The sequence below is a fragment of the Novibacillus thermophilus genome (assembly GCF_002005165.1).
Lineage (GTDB): Bacteria > Bacillota > Bacilli > Thermoactinomycetales > Novibacillaceae > Novibacillus > Novibacillus thermophilus.
In genome coordinates, this window is record NZ_CP019699.1 from 722468 (window position 1) to 738916 (window position 16449).

General features: G+C 53.7%; 16 protein-coding genes and 1 pseudogene. 7 read left to right on the forward strand and 10 right to left on the reverse strand.

The genetic code is table 11. From position 1 onward, the window contains the following. Positions 1–65: 65 nt before the first annotated feature. The 5 genes from B0W44_RS03550 to B0W44_RS03570 form a co-directional block, all read right to left on the reverse strand. The gene (locus tag B0W44_RS03550; protein ID WP_077718802.1) at positions 66–530 is read right to left on the reverse strand and encodes a GNAT family N-acetyltransferase; all 465 of its coding nucleotides are present in this window, start codon (positions 528–530) and stop codon (positions 66–68) included. Next, positions 517–1818, reverse strand: a complete 1302-nt coding sequence (locus B0W44_RS03555; protein WP_077718803.1) for a YheC/YheD family endospore coat-associated protein — start codon at positions 1816–1818, stop codon at positions 517–519. The genes B0W44_RS03550 and B0W44_RS03555 overlap by 14 nt, the downstream gene beginning before the upstream one ends. A gap of 27 nt (positions 1819–1845) precedes the next feature. Next, positions 1846–3237: a YheC/YheD family endospore coat-associated protein gene (locus tag B0W44_RS03560; protein ID WP_169835400.1), complete on the reverse strand. Its 1392-nt coding sequence runs from the start codon at positions 3235–3237 to the stop codon at positions 1846–1848. Between the two features lie 206 nt (positions 3238–3443). Next, positions 3444–4397, reverse strand: a complete 954-nt coding sequence (locus B0W44_RS03565; RefSeq protein ID WP_169835401.1) for a YheC/YheD family protein — start codon at positions 4395–4397, stop codon at positions 3444–3446. A gap of 219 nt (positions 4398–4616) precedes the next feature. Further along, the gene (locus B0W44_RS03570) at positions 4617–6017 is read right to left on the reverse strand and encodes a YheC/YheD family endospore coat-associated protein (protein ID WP_077718806.1); all 1401 of its coding nucleotides are present in this window, start codon (positions 6015–6017) and stop codon (positions 4617–4619) included. 93 nt (positions 6018–6110) lie between these two features. On the opposite strand from B0W44_RS03570, the gene B0W44_RS03575 reads away from it, so the two are divergent. The 7 genes from B0W44_RS03575 (at position 6111) to B0W44_RS03605 (ending at position 13719) form a co-directional block, all read left to right on the forward strand. Beyond that, positions 6111–7109 carry a DUF445 domain-containing protein gene (locus B0W44_RS03575; RefSeq protein WP_077718807.1) on the forward strand — a complete coding sequence of 333 codons (999 nt, stop codon included), beginning with the start codon at positions 6111–6113 and terminating at the stop codon, positions 7107–7109. 49 nt (positions 7110–7158) lie between these two features. Continuing rightward, positions 7159–7848 (forward strand): metal-dependent hydrolase, encoded by a 690-nt coding sequence (locus tag B0W44_RS03580; protein ID WP_077718808.1) that lies wholly within the window; start codon positions 7159–7161, stop codon positions 7846–7848. A gap of 789 nt (positions 7849–8637) precedes the next feature. After that, positions 8638–8955: a hypothetical protein gene (locus tag B0W44_RS03585; protein ID WP_077718809.1), complete on the forward strand. Its 318-nt coding sequence runs from the start codon at positions 8638–8640 to the stop codon at positions 8953–8955. Between the two features lie 120 nt (positions 8956–9075). After that, positions 9076–10383: a DRTGG domain-containing protein gene (locus tag B0W44_RS03590; protein WP_077718810.1), complete on the forward strand. Its 1308-nt coding sequence runs from the start codon at positions 9076–9078 to the stop codon at positions 10381–10383. A 288-nt stretch (positions 10384–10671) separates the two neighbouring features. After that, complete coding sequence (locus B0W44_RS03595; protein WP_077718811.1) at positions 10672–11865, forward strand: quaternary amine ABC transporter ATP-binding protein; 1194 nt, start codon at positions 10672–10674, stop codon at positions 11863–11865. Beyond that, positions 11858–12724 (forward strand): ABC transporter permease, encoded by an 867-nt coding sequence (locus B0W44_RS03600; protein WP_228441480.1) that lies wholly within the window; start codon positions 11858–11860, stop codon positions 12722–12724. The genes B0W44_RS03595 and B0W44_RS03600 overlap by 8 nt, the downstream gene beginning before the upstream one ends. Before the next feature lie 92 nt (positions 12725–12816). Continuing rightward, on the forward strand, positions 12817–13719 hold the full coding sequence (locus tag B0W44_RS03605; RefSeq protein ID WP_077721240.1) for a glycine betaine ABC transporter substrate-binding protein: 903 nt from the start codon (positions 12817–12819) through the stop codon (positions 13717–13719). A 36-nt stretch (positions 13720–13755) separates the two neighbouring features. On the opposite strand, the pseudogene plsY reads toward B0W44_RS03605, so the two are convergent. From plsY to B0W44_RS03630, 5 genes and pseudogenes are all read right to left on the reverse strand, one after another. Further along, a pseudogene (plsY, locus tag B0W44_RS03610) lies at positions 13756–14400 on the reverse strand (glycerol-3-phosphate 1-O-acyltransferase PlsY); the annotation flags it as partial. Positions 14401–14772: 372 nt separating this feature from the next. After that, on the reverse strand, positions 14773–15063 hold the full coding sequence (locus B0W44_RS03615) for a YtpI family protein (RefSeq protein WP_077718813.1): 291 nt from the start codon (positions 15061–15063) through the stop codon (positions 14773–14775). Between the two features lie 128 nt (positions 15064–15191). Further along, positions 15192–15410: a YtzJ family protein gene (locus B0W44_RS03620; RefSeq protein ID WP_228441486.1), complete on the reverse strand. Its 219-nt coding sequence runs from the start codon at positions 15408–15410 to the stop codon at positions 15192–15194. Positions 15411–15532: 122 nt separating this feature from the next. Next, a complete protein-coding gene (locus tag B0W44_RS03625; protein WP_472462588.1) occupies positions 15533–16048 on the reverse strand; it encodes a sporulation membrane protein YtrI in 516 nt (171 codons plus the stop codon). Positions 16049–16053: 5 nt separating this feature from the next. Beyond that, positions 16054–16386: a YtrH family sporulation protein gene (locus B0W44_RS03630; RefSeq protein ID WP_077718815.1), complete on the reverse strand. Its 333-nt coding sequence runs from the start codon at positions 16384–16386 to the stop codon at positions 16054–16056. Between the last annotated feature and the right edge of the window lie 63 nt (positions 16387–16449).

Consider the following 16449-nt stretch of genomic DNA (forward strand, 5'->3'; position numbering starts at 1 on the left):
TGTTTTTGCACAAATGCGAATTGAAAAAACCTTAGTTTGAGACAGTCAAACGAAGGTTGCAGTCGTTACGACCAAGATTTCACTTCTTCCCTGTCCCACTTTCCGATGCCGAGCCACAGCGTCGGTTTACCCGTGACGCCTGTAAACAGGTCAAACGCTACCATCCCGATGGAGAAGCACAGTTTTAAACTCGGGATGTTGTCCATGGCGACACGGGCGTACAGGCGGTCTAAATGCTCTAGTGCGTAGTGGACTAACTGTCGCCCTACTCCGGATTGCCGGTAGTTCGGCTTTACGGCGATGATGGACTCTTCCTTTCCGTACTGTCCGATGGCAATGACGCCGACCAGTCGCCTTCCGTCGAGGGCGACAGCGATGACTGTTCCTTCCTCGTACGGTTGAGGCGGCAGCGTGCTCAGCCAGCGGAGCGCTTTGTGGGTGAGGCGTTTGTCGCCGTACAGACGGAGGAAGTGCAACAGTCGGCGGCGAACTTTGTTCAGCTGACTGTACGGCACTTCACGAATGTGCACTTCTCTCCCTCCCTTCCGCTAAATAGACAGCGTATTGGATGATGCGTTCCAGTGAACGTTTGCGGATGAGCGGTTCATCGAACTTCATCGGTTTGGCGTTAGCTTCAAACAGCCAAAAACGGTGGTTTCGATCGATCCCGAGGTCAAGGGAAAGTTCCCCCAACGCGTGCCCCGACTGGCGTTCGATCGCGCGGGCCGCGGCGACGGCGAGTTCCAACGCACGGCTGTACAACTGTTTCGCCTCTGAGCCGAACACGCGGGGGAAGATATTTTCTGGCTTTCCGATGCTGCCACCCCGTGGCACGTGTGTCGTCACGCCCTGTTTTCCGGCGAGGCGAATGCCTAATCCGGTCACATCCCACTCTCCTTCACTGTCTTTCTGGACGAGGGTGCGCAAGTCGAACGGGTGGCCGTTGTACTGTACGAGGCTCACCCCTTGTTGGATAAGGTACCGTTCGCCATTTGTGAGTCGGTTGACTTTTTCATACAAGATGCGGGAAAAACGCGTGCGGAACCGTTTCAGTTCACGGCCCCTCCCCGTGACGAATGTCAGAAGATAACTGTTGGCCTCTTGCTTGATCTGCATAATGCCTTTGCCTGCTTTTCCGCTGACCGGTTTGAGGTACAACGGGTTGAACCGGTCTAAAAAGTGGGTCAACGTCGCCTGGTCTCCCCATATTTCCGTCACTGGCTGAAGGTATTTCAGCGTATCGTCATTGGCTGTCCAGTGCCAGAGTTCCTCTTTGTTAAAAAATCTCGGGTTGAATAGCCGGGTGTCTTCGCTCTCGAGGAACATGCGCAGCGTCGTTTGTTCAGCAGGTTGTCGTTCCGCCTTGCGATCCGGGATGCGATTGTAGACGACATGGGGTTTGGGAAACGAAAGGCGCACCCAGCCTTTGACGGCCGGATGTCGCGTAAACCCGACGATTTCGGAGGCGCTGTCCCTGACGCCGTTTGGCGTGAACACAAATACGAGAACTCCCATGCGCCGCCCGGTCTCCACAATGTCCCGGAAATTGGCCTTGTTGCCGCGGAAACCTGGAATGCTCGGGTGTTCAGAGGTCAGGATGCCGATTAAAGGGGGAAGATGCCACCGACCCTTTCCGGCTGCACGACATTGAACGGGAAAGCCGAGTTCACCCGGTCGAAAAGGATAAGCGGTGACAGGAATGTTCAGCCTGTTCGATCCGAAAGATACGTGTTTTGACGCGAAGGTGTTGCCTGTCTTTGGCAGGAAGAAGCGCCAAGCACGTCCTTTGTTCCATACGAGCCAACCGTGTTTTCTCATCGAGTTTCACACTTCCCTGTTCAAATGTTAAATAAAGTCGGCCAGTTTCAAGCTGTATTCGGTAATGTAACGAGCAGATTCCCTTCCTGCAGCACGAAGGTAGGGGTGGTAGAAGATGTGACGCCCCGGTTTGGCGTTCACTTCGAATAACCAGACGTGGTGATTCGTGTCCAATCCCATATCCATTCCCAGCTCTCCGAGAATGCCGTCTGTCGTCTCCTCCAGTGCGACGGCGATTTCCTTTGCCGACTGCTCCAGTTGTTTCCGCATGTGAGCCCCTTTTTCCCCGTATTTCATTTGGAACAGCGTGTCGGCAGGAATGACCGATCCTCCGGTTCGGACGTGGGTCGTGACACTGCCGCTCCCGGCCACTTTGGCTGCCATGCCGACCACTTTCCACTCGTTTTTCCCGTTTTTGTGCATGTGCAGTCGAAAGTCGACCGGCCGGTCTTCATGGCGAATAAGGCGAATCCCTTGCTGGGCAATGTACCGGTCAATCAGTCCCGTCTGGTTTGGAAAAAGGTGCTGCACGAGGCGGTCCAGGGACTTAAAGCGCTTCAGAACATTGCGCCCGGTTTGCAGGGCGTGGTACCGGCAGTAATAACCGTATGTCGGGTCGTACGTAATCCGGATAATGCCCAGCCCGAGGCTGCCGCCGCTCGGTTTCAAGTAAATCATCCTGTGGTGGTTTAACATTTCCTTTAGCTTAAACACATTCGGTGACCGCACGGTTTCCGGGATGTAATACGATGCGAGCGGATGATTGTACAGCTGCTCATGGACGTTCCACTTATTAAAAAAACCTTGGTTAAACCAGTGGATGCGGTGCCGGTGCTTCAATAGACGCCCTTTGCACTGGACCACACAAGGTTCGAGTTCCTTTTTCCGGTTTGGCACCCGGTCGTACACTACGTCGGGGAACGGCGCACGATCCGCCTTCCAAATGTACTGTTTGAGGGTAGGATGATAGTGGATGAACCAACCGGCTATCGTTTCGTCCTGCCAATTGACCATGGAAGGGGTGAACACAAAAAAAACAGGACCTTCCTCTTTACCAGCTGCGAGAAACTGCTTAAATAAGGACGTCCTTGCGCCGAACGGCTTTAGGGACGACCCGGTAAAACCAGTCGTCAAGATGCCGATGACAGGCCCCATCCGCAACGTTTTGTTTTGAAAGGTAACGCGTGTCGTCGACGTCGACGGCAGCGCGAGGGCGTGGGCGATGTTGGCGGGAATGTACATCGCGTCGCCGGGCCTGTTAACCGAAGCGATGCGGGTAATCACTTGCTTGTTCCCGCAAGAGACCCGGACGGACGTTCCGTGTGTGCATCTGAGCTTTTGTATCAGTGATGTTGTCATGATGACGGCTTTCGTCGGTGCCGACTTCAGTCGGTGGATACGACAAACGTACGAATTCATTCCGAATCCTCCTACCTTAACTGTCATTTCAACAACGTCGAGACAACATCAGAGCTGAAATGACATCAGCTGTGCTGGCGAGAAGCGAGACTGCGACCGAAGGGAGCAAGCGAGACTAGCGCCAGTGCTACCTTAACTGTCATTTCAACAACGTCGAGACAACATCAGAGCTGAAATGACATCAGCTGTGCTGGCGAGAAGCGAGACTAACTTCCGACACGGCGGGCGCCGGTAGTAGGGGGTGCAGCAAAAGCGCGGCGCTTTAACAAGGCGTTGGCGTACAAAACGGGACGCCTGATCGCCGCAAGGTACATCTCGCGTTCGCCTGCTTGCCTGAACACCTGACGTCCAGGTTTGGAATTCACCTCCAGCAGCCAGACCCGCCCTTCTACGTCAATCCCGACGTCGATGCCCAATTCACACAGACGCCCGTGTTTCCGCTCAATCAGCGGTGGTAGCTGCTCTTTTATCACCCGAATATCTTGTTCGATCCGTTTCAAAACGTGTGGTTCAAATGGGAGCTGCAGTAAAAACGGCCTAAATTTGACGGCTCTCCCACCTCCGTGTAAATTGGACGTCAGAGAATGGAGCCGCCCGGTTCGCACAGCGATGCCAGTCGTCTGCCACGCGTGTCGTTCGTCTTTTTGCATTAGAATGCGTATGTCGAATGGGAGGTGGTTCGGTGTACGCAACTTTAAATAAGGCTGGAGGAGGTAACGGTTTGGACCGATAAACCGATGTAACCACGCCAGCGTTTGGTCGAGGGTGTCACACGTCTGGGACAGGGGGGTGTTTTCCTTTGTACGCCCGAAGATGAGATAGCGTCCGCTAGCTTTGTGGTGCATTACGGCAACGATTCCCCTGCCGTGGCTCCCGGCGCTCGGTTTGGCGACGAGGGCTCGGTAACGTTGGATAAAAGCCCGTGCACTCCCCGGGTTGACATATCGTTCTGTATGCGGAAAGTACCGGGACAGTTGCTCGGAGTGTCTGATGAGTTGTGCGAGCTGCCACTTCCCTTTAGCGGTACGCCTAACAGTTCCGTTTGCGGGTCCCGGCGCAGCTTCTGGACAAATGGGCGATAACGTTCGTAATGAGCTGAACTGACATAAAAACAGCGATCGTATATGACGGATGGCAAGGCCGTGGTGTGGGCGTACCACTGCTTCAACGCCGGGCTGTATACGTAACCGTGCACCTGCCGCGTTCTCCAGTCGATTCGTCGCGGACTGAAGACGACGATGGCCACTCCCAGTGATTTCCCGACTTTCGTTAACTGCTCGTAGTAAGCTCGTTCAGCAAACGGTGGGTGGTGATTCGTCGAGCAAGCTAAAATTCCGAGGACACGATGTTTGTCTGTCAGGTTTGTCATCAGATCACCTTCATTTTTTTCTCGCCTTTTGCGGAAACCCGGTAATACAACACGTGTAGTCCATCGTCTTCCCGACAGATGGCCGAATGTCATTGGACGGATTCGTGACAGAGTCATCCGTCTTCGACGGTTTTGAATTAATCTCTAACAGCCAGATTTTACCGCTTTTGTCCGCGGCGAGGTCGATGCCCAGCTCGGCAAAGTGACCGTGGATCTGTCGCTCAAAAGCGTGGGCGATGGCTAAGGCGTGTTGACGTAATTGTGGGATGGTCGGTTTTGGCTGTCCGGGATCCACCTGCTTTAATATGTGGGAGACTGTGCCGATCGTGCCTCCCCGGGCCAAGTTGGACACGATGTTCGTATTACTTGCAATGCGTCCAGCGATCGATGTAATCGACCACTTGCCTTGGCCGTTTTTCTGGACGAGGACGCGGAAGTCGATACTCCGCCCCAAAGAAGTAATGAGAGGGAGTCCTTGTTGGATTAAGTATTGATAGTGCCGTTTGCGCCACGCCATATGACGGGCAATTTCTTGAAAGGACACGTTCGATCGGGTTATCGTGCCGTTTAACGTGGTATACTGCATGTGACAACGTGTACCGGTGAGCGTGAGGCGCATGACACCTTGGCCTAGACTGCCGCCGGCCGGTTTGATGTAAACGACCGGATAGCGTCTCAACAGGCTTTTTAATTGGGTCCACTTTGCGTACAGATGGGTTTCCGGCAACATGAACCGAACGCTCGGGTCGTTTTTCAAAGCGGTATGGACTTGCCATTTATCTAAAAATTGTTCGTTAAACAGCTGTACGCGGTGGAGCCTTTTCAAAATTTCCAGTTTCTGTTGCAAACTGCGTTGAGCCTCGATGCGGCGTGACGTAATGCGGTTGTAAATCACGTCTGGCAACGGGTGGGGGACTTGTTTCCACTGTCCTCTAAGATACGTCCACCCATTAATTTGTTTTTTTTGGACGTTTAAATCTTCCGGTGAAAAGACAAACATTCGGATGCCGTGCGCGTCTGCTGAGAGATGGCACTCGGTGTAGAAGCGGGTCATTCCACCGAAACGCTGCTCGTGGGACGTTCGCTTTTCGATCCCGTCGGTCAAAATGCCGAGCAGAGGACCGAACTGCAAGAGGCGGCGTTGCGGTGTATAGCGGATATTCATTCGACACTCACTGTAGATGCCCAATACGTGTGCGACCGTTTGGCGCAAGCGTACGGTGAGTTTTGGACTGTTGTTACGGCTGTACAGAATGCGGGCGTCCATCGCAGATGAGCCGCATGAAAGCGTAACGGGACCATGCAAAGCGATGCGCCACTTTTTTACGATGGCCTGGGGGAGGATGACGTCGGCATGTCCGGGAAAGGTGTCGTCAGAATCGATGAAAAGATGTAATTTCATCTGAGGCATGTGGATCCCCCTCCGTTAAGACTACTTCATAGTATGTAGGCGGTTAATCCGCAGTGAAAAAAAGGGGCGCCGTAGAAGAAAGGAAGTCGTCGCGTGCTGAATCATGTTTTATACATCATAGGCAGTATCCTGATCGGGGGGATCATTGGCGGAGGGACGAACAGGCTGGCGATCGCGATGTTGTTTCGACCCTATCGCACGAAGTACATCGGGTCGTGGGCACTCCCTTTCACCCCGGGGTTAATTCCGAAACGCCGCCATGAACTGGCGTTGCAGCTGGGGCGGACGGTGCGTGAATACCTCGTGAACGGTGAAGCTCTCAACCGGACGGTCCGCAGTCCAAGGGTGCAAAAGCTGGTGGCGGAATGGGTGAAGGACAAGTGGAGGAAGACGTCGTTTGATTCACTCCGCACGTGGATCGAGCGAGAAGAACGGCGGTTGCAGTTGTCCCGCGATATGCGTGTGGGGGACTGGTTCCACGATGAAGCGAAGCGTGAAATTGAGCAGCGCGTGATGGATTGGGCGCCGAAAGTGAACAAGCTCTTCACGCGCTACTTGACAAGTGACAAGGGGACTGACATACTGCGCAAGATTTACGCGGACTGGACACGCAAGCAGGGGTGGTTCTTGAAGCTGACCGGGACGCTGATTGACGATGACAAGGTGGTGGAAAAGAGTCAGGAATGGCTCGTACAGGCGTTGGCGGCCCCACGGGGAATCGACATGACGCGCACCTTGCTCAGGCAAGTGAGTGAAGCCGTATTCGACTGGCGCGTCCAGGACGTCCTCGAGTGGGCAGAGCAAAACAGCTTCCGGTCCCATCCGCTGCTGCAGGAGACTGTGGAGGGATGGATCGAGTGGGCCATTCCGTACGGATTGGAGCGATTGGCCGCCCACGCGGAAGAATGGCTGGACTTATTACACCTCGAAACCCTCGTCACTGAACAAATTGAAACATTTTCTCTGGAAAAATTGGAGGAAATGATTGTGCGCGTGGCGAAAAAAGAATTAAAGCTGATCACGTGGATCGGCGTTTTGATCGGAGGTATCATCGGCTTTTGCCAAGGATTGATGGCCGTGATACTCTGGTAGCAGCCCGCCATCACAACGATCACGACGGATGAAGGAGGAGGATTTGACGATGAAAATCACGTGGCACGGGCAGAGTTGTTTTGAAATCGAACACGAGGGCAGACGGCTCATCATCGACCCGTTTTTGTCCGGTAACCCGTTGGCGAAAAAATCACCGGAAGACGTAGAAGTGGACTACATTTTGCTCACACACGGACATAACGACCACGTCGGAGACGCCCTTCCCATCGCGAAACGCACGGGTGCGACTGTGATCGCGCCGAACGAACTGGCGGTGTACATGGGGTGGCAGGGAGCCAAGAACCACCCGATGCACATCGGCGGCAGCCACCAGTTCGACTTCGGGCGGGTCAAGTTGACCCAAGCGTTCCACGGTTCGGGATACCAGCCTGATGGCAAAGAAGAGTTCCTGTACATGGGAATGCCGGCGGGCCTGTTGCTCACTTTGGGAGGAACCACGCTGTACCACGCGGGTGACACGAGTCTGTTCGGCGACATGAAGCTCATCGGTGAACTGGAAGATGTGGAGCTGGCGATGCTTCCCATCGGAGATAACTTCACGATGGGGCCCGATGACGCCCTTTTAGCAGCCCAGTGGGTCGGGGCTAAACAAGTGATCCCGATGCATTACAACACCTTCCCACTCATCGAACAGGACGCCCACGCCTTTGTGGAAAAGCTGGAGGAAAAGGGCATTCAAGGCCATGTGCTGGAAAGTGGGGAATCGCTCATTCTCTAGAGCCACCGCCGTTTCTGTAGAAGGCATTGTGCGTCGCGGCAGAGATCCCTCTTCAAACGCACACGTCTGACATAGGGTGGATGCCGCAATACAGCATGGGGTCTATCATCAAACTGTAAAGCGTCTGTAACCTGTGTGTAACATTGGGGCGTTACACTAAAGACACGATGAAAAACCCCCTTAATCAGCGATGTGGGTCGGACACCACATCTTTTTTTTGTCTAAAAACAGGGATCAGTGGTATCGAAACATCCATCCATGCGACATCGCCTACAATTTTCAGCTGTGCCCCACAGCTTGACCCCTTTTAAGCCGTGCAAGCGTTGACCGAACTCTTTTTGTCAGATCGCGCGGTAAATGAATAAAGTAGAGAAGATCGGAAGCCACTAAAGCAGAAACAGACGTTATCAGAGCGATCGTGATTCCGAGTCCACCGAACCCTGCTATTCTCGCTAATGGGTACTCTGGAGGCGAAGAACGGTTCTAAGGTGGCCCTAGAAGCGTATACGTGATATTTGGAATGTCCGATTGAAGCGAGGATCAGGTCGATTGCCGATCTTCCCAACGCATGCTGTACGCTATGGTTGCCGACTGTAATTTTCGACTTGATGCCTTCTGAAAAAAGGCTAAAGCAGTATGTAATCGGCGTTAAGCTTCCACATTCTCTAAGGGTATACCGTGTGACCGGCACGAACCGCCCTTTTTAGGGTGTTTCACACGAATAGGGAGGGGAGCTTGACCATATAATGTACTGTCCTGGCGTGACAGACTTACAAAAGGGGTGGTACGGTGCAGCTTTTGCGTCACAAACGACTGACGACGTTTATATTGAGCTTAGCGGTCCTCATGTTCGCCTTGCCGCGGCTGCCGCTGCAACTGGAGATGTCCTTGTCCAGCTGGTTTGCCTTTACATGGCTCGCTTTTGCCATCCTCGTCATCGCGGCTAACTGGCGCTCCGCCCTCGGAGTCGACCGGGAAGAGCAACAACAGTTAGAGCGGATCAAGAACTTGAAGACGTGGCAATGGGAAGAGCGGGTCCGTGGCGGTAAGCGAGACTATCCGAGAGCAGACCGTCAAAGGCTTTACCGCCGCAATGTACAGATGTAATGGATGACGGGTGTTTGCGGGACGGCGGGTAGTACTATTCATGTAGTATTCACGATTTTACATAAGCTATAATAATGGTAGCATCTAAACTAGTATTGACTGAATGAGAGGAACTTGCCGTTGTCAACGAAGCACGAAAAAATATTGCAATACATCCGGGATCTGGAAGTCGGATCGAAAATTTCAGTGCGCGGGATCGCCCAACAAATGAACGTCAGTGAAGGGACGGCGTACCGGGCGATTAAAGCAGCGGAAAACGAAGGGTACGTCAGCACGATTGAACGTGTGGGAACGGTCCGCATCCAGCGGAAGGAGAGCGGAAAACTCGAGCATTTGACTTTTGCGGAAGTGGTCGGAATCGTCGACGGACACGTTCTTGGGGGACGCGACGGACTGTACAAGACGCTGAACAAATTCGTGATCGGAGCCATGAAATTGGAGGCAATGGTCAAGTACATCGAACCGGACAGTCTTCTCATCGTCGGGAACCGGGACAATGCTCACCGCCTTTCACTGGAACACGGCGCGGCCGTGCTCATCACCGGCGGATTCGATGCGTCGGACGAAGTGAAACGGCTGGCAGACCAGCTGAAACTCCCTATCATTTCCAGTAAGTACGATACGTACACCGTCGCTTCCCTCATTAACCGGGCACTGTACGACCGGCTGATCAAAAAGGACATCATACTCATTGCCGATCTTTTGGATTCGGAGAAGACGTCGTACACGTTAAGCGTAACGGATACGATTCAGCGCTGGCACGAACTTGCATCTGAAACAGGCCACACCCGCTACCCGGTCGTCGACGAAGCGGGCAGAGTGCAAGGGATTGTGACTGCGAAAGACGTCGTCGGCCGTGAACCGGACGACAACGTTACGCAGGTGATGACGAAAAACCCGATTACGGTACAACCGTCAACACCTATCGCTTCAGCTGCCCACAAGATGGTGTGGGAAGGAATAGAGCTCGTGCCCGTCGTCGGGGACGACCGGCAGCTGCTCGGGGTGATCAGCCGCCACGACGTCATTAAGGCGTTGCACTGGGTGAACCGCATGCCGCAGGGCGGCGACACGATCGAGGACGAGATCGTGAAAAACATGGTCGAAGTGGATAACGGGGAGACGGCAAAACAATACCGGGTTCGCGTCACACCGCAAATGACAAACCAATTTGGAATGCTCAGTTCAGGCGTCATGATCACGCTCATGACGGAAGCGGCGGAACGGTGCGTGAAAGAATACTGCAACAGCGACGTGTTGCCTGACAACATGTCGGTATACTTCTTGCAAACGATCCAGTTGGACGAGGTTATGACGCTGACACCGTCTGTGATCGAATTAAGTCGTAAATTTGCGAAAGTGGAAGTGAGTGCGTGGAAAGAGCAGCAATTGGTCGGCAAGGTGTTTTTTACCCTGCAGATGATGTGAGAAAGACGAGGATACACTAGCAAAAGGCAGGATTTCTCTGAATATCGGAAGTGAGTTTCTGTGAAGAGGGACACATATGGCTCATACATGTGTGCCCTTTTTTTTACTGTTTGTGTTCTGATTTTAGTAAGCCTACACTAAAGAAAGGTTTCAAGCAGGGATCAGACATTTTCATGCGGTTCAGATTCGATCATTGCGCGCACTCATCCGGTCAAGCAGGGGAAGAAAGTGTAACGAGAACGTACAGGTGATGTGTAGTGACACCGGCGAACGTCATGGAGGTGTTGTATGGATAAAATTGTGGTCAAGGACGCCACGAAAATATTCGGCCACTCGCCTGACAGAGGTTTAAGGCTGCTGGAAGATGGGAAGACCAAAGAAGAGATTTTAGCGGAGACTGGTTTGACTGTAGGGGTCTACAAAGCCAATTTCTCTGTCAAAGCGGGTGAGATTTTTGTCATTATGGGTTTGTCAGGCAGCGGGAAATCCACGCTGGTCCGGATGCTCAACCGCTTGATCGAGCCGACAGCGGGAGAAATATTGCTTGACGGCGAAGACGTGACCGGCATGAATGCCGAAGCGCTGAGGAACATGCGGCGGACGAAGATGAGCATGGTGTTTCAGCGCTTTGCTCTATTCCCACACCGCACCGTTCAGCAAAATGTCGGGTACGGACTGGAGATCCAGGGAATGGACAAGAACGAACGTGCCGACAAAGTGCAAAAATCGCTGGAGCTTGTCGGATTGGGCGATTACGCTGACAGCTACCCCGATCAGCTGAGCGGCGGGATGCAACAACGTGTCGGTCTCGCCCGGGCGCTGGCCAACGACCCGGATATTTTGCTCATGGATGAAGCGTTTAGCGCCCTCGATCCGCTCATCCGCAAAGACATGCAAGACGAACTGGTCGAATTGCAGTCGGAGATGCAGAAGACGATTGTATTTATTACGCACGATCTGGATGAAGCGCTGCGCATTGGCGATCGAATTGCATTGATGAAGGACGGGGTCATCGTGCAAGTGGGAACGCCGGAAGACATTTTGACCAATCCGGCGAACGACTACGTGGAGCGGTTTGTAGAAGACGTGGACTGGGCGAAAGTGTTCAGCGCCGCCAACGTGATGAAGCGGGCGGAGAAGGTCACGCTGGACAAAGACGGCCCGCGGGTCGCCCTCAACCGTATGCGCGACAAGGGTTTATCTTCCTTGTTTGCCGTCGATCGAAAAAACCGCCTACACGGACTGCTCACCGCAGACGGGGCGAAATTGGCAATCGAGGAAGGGAAATCACTAGTTGACGTCATCGAACGCGACATTGTGCGTGTCAAAGGCGACACACTGTTAAGCGATATTGTCCTTCAAATGGCGGAAACTCCTTACCCTGTTGCGGTCGTGACCGATGACGACCGCCTCCGCGGAGTGATCGTGCGCGGTTCAGTCATCGGGGCGCTGGCCGGAAAAGAGGTGGGGGAACGTGTCTAGCGGACTGCTGCCGAAGCTGCCTCTGGCAGAGTGGGTCGAAGCGGTTGTCGACTGGTTGACGACACATGTGGAGTGGCTGTTTAACTTTGTCACCAGCGTCATCGAGCCGACAGTTTCGTTTTTTACAGATGTCCTCATGTTTTTCCCACCACTTGTAACCATTGTGATCATCGCCCTTCTGGCCTGGTGGTTAAGTAACTGGCGCATCGCCACCTTTACCCTCGTCGGACTGCTTTTGATCGAGAATTTGGGGTATTGGGAACCGAGCATGGAGACGACAGCCCTCGTGTTGGCAGCCACCGTCATTTCCGTCATCGTCGGAGTGCCCATCGGGATTTTGTGTGGAAAAAGTGACGGGGCGCGCAATATCGTGACGCCGGTACTCGACTTTATGCAGACGATGCCGTCTTTCGTCTACTTGATTCCTGCTGTCATATTCTTTAGTTTGGGGACCGTACCAGGTGTGATCGCATCGGTCGTGTTCTCCATGCCGCCGACGATTCGTCTGACGAGCCTGGGGATTCGTCAGGTGCCGAAAGAGCTCGTCGAAGCGTCGGACGCCTTCGGCTCGACCTCGGCACAAAAGCTGTTCAAACTTCAGCTTCCGTTGGCTAAAACGACGATCATGGCCGGGATCAACCAGACCATCATGCTCGCCCTCTCTATGGTGGTGATTGCATCCATGATCGGTGCCAAGGGGCTGGGACAGGATGTTCTGACGGCGGTGCAGCGCATACAGGTCGGCCAAGGGTTCGAAGCCGGGCTCGCCATCGTCATTATTGCGATCGTGCTTGACCGCGTGACCCAAAGCGTCGGTCAGCGGAGCAAAAACGGAAAAACCAAAAACGGAAAAAAATAGAGAACCTCGGTGGCCAAGGGACCGAAAAAAATGAAAGGGAGTTGTTAGGCTTGCGTCAAACAGCTATATGGAGTTTAGTGCTGCTGTTGGCGATGGGGATGTTCCTCGCAGCCTGCAGCGGAGCAGCGGAAAACGGAGAAGGTACGGGGACAGAAGAAAACGGAACGGCCGAAAGCAGTGAAGGCGACGCAACTGATGAAGGAGCTGCCGATGACGAAGCAGGCGGAAACATTACGCTGGCCTACGTGAATTGGGACTCAGAGATTGCGAGTCACCACGTCCTGCAAAAAGTGCTGGAAGACGAAGGATTTGAAGTAGAACTGTTGGCGGTGGACAACGCCCCCATGTGGCAAGGTGTGGCGGACGGAAGCGCTGATGCCACCGCGGCGGCCTGGCTCCCTGCTACTCATGCCGCCCAGTATGACGAGTTCGGCGATCAGGTCGTTGATTTGGGACCGAACTTGGAAGGGGCCAAAATCGGGATGGTCGTCCCGACGTACGTGGACATCGATTCCATTGAAGAAGTAAACGACAATGCCGACAAGTTCAACGGCCAAATTATCGGGATCGAGCCGGGTGCCGGCGTCATGCTTGCCACGGAAGACGCCATTGAGGCGTACGGCATGAGCGACATGGAGCTCGTCTCCAGCTCCAGCGCGGGCATGGCCGCCGAGCTGCAAAAAGCGTACAACAACGAGGAGTGGATTGCCGTCACAGGCTGGACGCCGCACTGGAAATTCTCCAAATTTGACTTGAAGTATTTGGAGGATCCAAAAGGGTCTTACGGTGAAGCGGAAGCCATCCACACGATTGTCCGAGAAGGTTTAGAAGAAGACATGCCACGGGCGTACGAAATATTGGATAACTTCTACTGGGAGCCCGTTGACATGGAAGAAGTGATGCTGAAGATCCAGGAGGGCATGGACCCAGAGGATGCGGCTGCTGAATGGGTCGAAGCCAACCCGGACAAAGTGCAGGAGTGGGTCGGCGAATAAATGCCGTCAGTGAAAGGGGCGGTTGACCGATGAAGGTCAACCGCCCTGTGTACGTTTGGGCCCCGGCTTGTGAAAGGCCGGGGGTCTTTTTTTCAGGGGAGTTAGGCGGTCGCGCTTTAAGCGTTTGTCTGTCACCTTCATTTCTGTTCCGTTGAGGAAGTTTCGAATGTTAGACCGGTGCAAATAGATGAGAAGTAGAAATAACATACCAGTGAGGACCATGTACACGCCATCACCTGCAAGACAGGCGTATACAAACAGGGCCAGTCCACCGAGCATCGTGCCTAACGCCACGTACTTAAAGACAGCAATGCTCAAAGTGAACGTGAGGAATCCCGTGAGAAACAGCGGGAGGTTCGCCACCACTAACACGCCTGCCGTCGTGGCGGCTGCTTTCCCTCCCCTGAATCCGGCAAACAAGGGGAAACAGTGTCCGACGATGGCGAGGGATCCCACGAGTAAAGGATCGAGGTCTAGCCCGAACCAATGGGGCAAGAAAGCGGCGAGGCTCCCTTTGCCGACGTCCCCGGCCGCGACACTGAGCCCCGCTTTCACCCCGAGGACTCTCGCCACATTCGTCGCCCCGAGATTGCCGCTGCCGTACTTGCGTACATCCACCCCGTAAAACGCTTTTCCGATGATGAGAGCAAAAGGGATGGAGCCGAGCACGTAACTGAGTACAAAAACGAAAAATTCCGTGACAACCGCCTCCCTTGTTTCGTGACCCGACCCGGTACTGTAGCCGTAGAATGTGTAGTGGTTTTTCCCCTATCGAACATGTTGTCTAATAGCCCTCAAATGCTTTGTTAAACGGCACCAGCGTAAGGAGTGAAAAAACTCGAGACGTGGTACGGAAAGGGGATGTCTGAAGACAATTTTAGAAAAGGTGACCGTTCGAGCTCACTGTCTCCGCGTGCTCACGCTTCACTCTGCTCATTTGATGCGGCTCATCGCTGATTCGAGGAGGCTGTCTTCCATTGTCTTCAGACACCCCTCCCCTTTCTGTGCACCGCACAACGTGTGCTGATACTGTCAGCGTGACAACACACATTTTCAGGACAAGTGCCGCCGGAAGTGCTGGTAGTTGCGGTAACCGGCAAACAAGTTGAACACGCCTAACAGGGCGATCAAAAACGTGACGACGAACTGAAACGTCGACCCGTTAAAGCTGGTGAGCTGCAGCCCGGCGATGCATAAGAACATGACGCCCATGTGCATGTTCATCTTTCCCCGGATGGCTTCGCGGGCGCCCTTTGGGGCCCGGCGAGAACGGGTGCTGTTCGTAAACGTGCCGAAAGCTGTGAACAAAATCACGACAGTGAGGACGACCGATATCATTTCCATACGTTACGTGCTCCTTCATGACATTCACTCGAAGTTCCGCTTTTTCATTGTAACGGGTTTGGACGCGGAATAAAAGCTAAAAATAAAAAAACGCCCGTCACAGGCGCTTAGATTAGAACGGAGGAAAACTAACGGGACGGACAAGCCTCTTCAGGGCTTCCTTCAGACCCTTCAGGAATATACCAGCATCCGACAGGCGTCCGGTCGATGTGGACGGTCAGTGGCAATTTCGTCAATTGGGCTTCGATCAAGCGGGCGACTTCTTTCGTTTCCGCATACGTGCCGTACCCCTTCTTCAGCTGTTCCAACTTCGTTTCAGCCAGTCGTCGTCGGGATATAGCCAACATGGCGATGACCTCCTATGCGCGAAGATGGTATTTCCTTACTTTTTCTGTTTATTATTATACAGTAGTGAAGGGAGGACAGGAGGCGTCACAGGACAAGATTCACGAGATTGACACATCACCGTTCACCATATGGCCACATCGTCGACCACTTCCTGGACGTAAAACCAGATGCGAATCCGGCTGCCGATGGACACGGCTTCGAATCGCAACTGGTATTCCTTCTGATCCAACTTGACGGTGTGGTGGTTGATCGTCTCGCGGAAAAACTGGGGCAGCTCTTCGTAGCGGCTCACGGGTTCGCCGATGATGTTCATCTGCTTCAACCATTGATACACTTCGGCGTTAATCATTTCTCGTGTCACTTTATTCAGATTTTGATCCCGACGTTCCAGCAAATTTAGGTCGATGCCTTGAATCGCTTCCTCTTTCTGTTCGACGGACAGCTCTTCCTGCAAGCTTTCCAACTCGTCTTGCAGCTGCTGCAGTTCGTTGTTGCGCTTGTGGAGTTCGGCGTACAATTGATCGACTTGATCGCCCAGGAGGACGAGCATGACGGCTCCACCTGCTGACGCGCCGAGGAGGAAACAGGCCGCGAGCTTCGTCGCGGAGCGCCACCAGCGCGTCCCCCGCACATCCACCCGTTTCAAGGGAGGTCGCCCCGTATGAGCCAAATGATAAGCAAGTAGCCGGCGTGGGCCCCTACGAACGCGCTCAACAACATGCACACTTGCTGGGCGACGAGACCGAGATGCCCTTCGAGTATATTCGTTTCAACGGAACGGAGCATGTCGACCGTACCGCCAAGTGCGGCGACAATGCCCCATATTTTGAGCTGGCCGACGAGTTCTTCCATCGTCGCCATCGGTGTCAAGTGGTAATGTCCGATGAGGGCCCCGATCCCGCCCATGATCGACCCGCCGACGACGACGCCGAACGCCACGAAGAAGTCGAAAATAATTGCAGACCAAAATGACATAACGCGCCAACCCCATTCTGACCGGTGGGTTTGTCCTCTCTACACTGTATGAGCCCGACCGAT